Raw genomic sequence first — 2,639 nt, 5'->3', positions numbered from 1 at the left:
AGGGGCTTGGGGGAGAGCGGCTCCAGGGTGTGCTCAACGTTGAGGGAATCCAGGACCATGGCCGCGATGGTGTGGTGGCCCAGCGGCGAGAAGTGCAGGCGGTCCGCATCCCACATTTGCGGATCATTCAGCTGCCGCAGGGACCACATGTCCGCAATGACGGCGTCGTGGCGGGCCGCGATGGTGCGGAGGTTCTCGTTGTAGATGGCCACTTTGCTGCGCACGCGCCCCAGCACGGACGAGCCGGTGTCCGGACCATTGAAGAGGACCACCGTGGCGCCGGCCAGGCTCAGGATCTGCACCACCGAGTCCAGCTTCTCGGCCAGGGCGTCCGGATCCCCGCCGGGGCGGATCAGGTCGTTTCCACCGGCGGACAATGTCACAAGATCCGGCCGGAGCGACAGGCAATGTGCCAGTTGCTGGTCCACGATCTGCTGCAGGAGCCGGCCCCGGACGGCCAGGTTGGCGTAGGCGAATCCCTCGTGCCCGCGGCTCAGCTCCTCGGCCACCCGGTCCGCCCAGCCCCGGTGTCCGCCCGGACTCGCCGGCTCCGGATCACCGATGCCCTCCGTGAAGGAGTCACCCATGGCCACGTAACGGGTCCAGGGGTGGGCAACGGCGTTATCCGGGGAGTTCTCGATGGCTTCGGTTTCACTCACCTTCATATGGTGCACTCTTCCTGCAGAGCTACGCCACCGTAAGTTGTTACTTCCGGGTAACTGTAAGAATGGAGCCATGACTCAAGCCGCTTCCTTCCCCGCCCCCGTTGTCCTATGGTCCAAGCCCGAGGAAGAGCGCGCCGGCAAGCCGCTCCTGGTCCTGCTGCACGGCTACGGCGCCAACGAACAGGACCTCCTGAGCCTGGCGGACCTGCTGCCCGACGAGTTCGTGGTGGCCTCGTTGCGTGCCCCGATGGTTTCTGGCCCCGGCTTCACGTGGTTCCCGCTGACGGCGTCGATCGAGTACTCCCTCGATGCGGTCAAGGACGCCGCGTCGTATGTGGAGGACTGGCTCGACTCGGTCCGGCCGAACCACCCGTCCGTGACGCTGTTGGGCTTCTCGATGGGGATGGCCCTGGCCACCACGTTGCTGCGGCGGCGCCCCGCAGACTATGCGGCCGTCGTCGGGCTGTCCGGCTTCGCGGTCGACGCCGGCGGGGACACGAGCTTCCGCGACGCGGAACTGGACGGAACCGTGCCGATGTTCTGGGGACGCGACCAGCAGGATCCCGTGATCACACCGGACAAGGTCGAGTTCACCATGGGCTGGGTGCGCAAGCACGTGAAGCTCACCAAGGTGCTCTACACCGGGATGTGGCACGGCATCAACCAGCAGGAAATCGGGCACGTCTCCGAGTTCCTCACCCACGGGGTGCTGAGCAAGTAACCGCACGACGCCGGGCGGCTTCCGCCCGGCGACCGGCGCCGGGGCTAGGCGCCGGCGGGAGTGCTGATCCGGACTGTCCGGCCATTCACGGTGACGGTGTCGCCGTGGTGGAGCTGGCGGCCGCGGCGCTCATCGATCTCACCGTTGACCTTGACGAGTCCGCCCTTGATCAGCTCCGCCGCCTCCACACCGTCCTCGACCAGGCTGGCCAGCTTCAGGAGCTGACCGAGCCGGATCATGTCGTCGCGGATGGGGATCTCTTCAATTTCCGGGTTGCTCATACAAGCAATGATGCCTGACGAAAGGTGGCAGCAATGACGCACACACCCAGGCTCCCGTCCCTCGCAGGGCTGCCCCTCGCAGTGGCCGCGGGGCTGCTGATGCCCGTGCAGGGCAGGATCAACGGCGCCCTCGGGGCGGCGCTCGCGGACGGGATCGCGGCCGCGGTGGTGAGTTTCACCACCGGGCTGGGGCTGATGATCGTGATTTCGCTCGCGCTGCCTAAGGGCCGGGGCGGGCTGGCGCGGATCCTGCCGGCCGTCCGGGAGCGCCGGTTCCCGCCCTACTACCTGCTGGCCGGCTGCATCGGCGGGTTCTTCGTCTTCGCGCAGTCCTTCACCATCGGCCTGCTGGGCGTCGCCCTGTTCACCGTCGCGACCGTGACCGGGCAGACCCTCAGCGGCCTGCTGGTGGACCGGTTGGGGATCGGACCGGCCGGCAGGAGATCCATTACCGGGATCCGGGTGATCGGCAGCATCCTGACCGTCGCCGCCGTCGCCTGGGCCGTCTCGCCGCGGTTCTCCGGCGCCGGAGCCGGGCCTGCGGAGCTGCTGGTCCCGGTGATCCTTCCCGTGCTGGCCGGCTTCCTGATGAGCTTCCAGCAGGCCATGAACGGCACCGCCGCGGTGCACTACGGCACCCCCATCGCGGCGACCCTGATGAACTTCATCGCCGGCGCGGTCCTGCTCTGGGCCGCCTGGCTGGTCAAGATCGCCGTCGCCGGGCCCGGCAACGCGCTGCCGGGGGAGTGGTGGTACTACCTTGGCGGGCCCCTAGGCTGCGTCTTTATCGGCGTCGGTGCCCTGCTGGTCCGCAGCCTGGGCGTGCTGGTGACCGGACTCGGCATGATCGCGGGCCAGCTGCTGGGCTCCCTGGGGCTCGACCTGGCGTTCCCCGGACCCGGCACCGTGGTCGAGCTGCCCACCGTGCTCGGGACCCTGCTGACCCTTGGAGCGATTGTGCTCGCGAGCCTG

The 2,639-nt window shown here is 68.3% G+C and carries 4 protein-coding genes; 2 read left to right on the top strand and 2 right to left on the bottom strand.

Translation table 11 applies throughout. The annotated features are described in order from the left end of the window. A partial coding sequence (locus K789_RS0107165; protein WP_157835668.1) for an SGNH/GDSL hydrolase family protein occupies nucleotides 1-665 on the bottom strand: 665 nt, incomplete at its 3' end. Nucleotides 666-735: 70 nt separating this feature from the next. Between K789_RS0107165 and K789_RS0107160 the strand changes: the two genes are divergently transcribed. Further along, a complete protein-coding gene (locus tag K789_RS0107160) occupies nucleotides 736-1,386 on the top strand; it encodes an alpha/beta hydrolase (RefSeq protein ID WP_024366168.1) in 651 nt (216 codons plus the stop codon). A 44-nt stretch (nucleotides 1,387-1,430) separates the two neighbouring features. Here K789_RS0107160 and K789_RS0107155 read toward each other — a convergent pair whose 3' ends face one another. Then, a complete protein-coding gene (locus K789_RS0107155; RefSeq protein WP_024366167.1) occupies nucleotides 1,431-1,667 on the bottom strand; it encodes an RNA-binding S4 domain-containing protein in 237 nt (78 codons plus the stop codon). 33 nt (nucleotides 1,668-1,700) lie between these two features. Between K789_RS0107155 and K789_RS0107150 the strand changes: the two genes are divergently transcribed. After that, a partial coding sequence (locus K789_RS0107150; RefSeq protein WP_024366166.1) for a DMT family transporter occupies nucleotides 1,701-2,639 on the top strand: 939 nt, incomplete at its 3' end.

This window comes from Arthrobacter sp. TB 26, assembly GCF_000427315.1.
Classification (GTDB): Bacteria; Actinomycetota; Actinomycetes; order Actinomycetales; family Micrococcaceae; genus Arthrobacter.
This window is presented reverse-complemented; position numbering and strand designations above follow the sequence as displayed.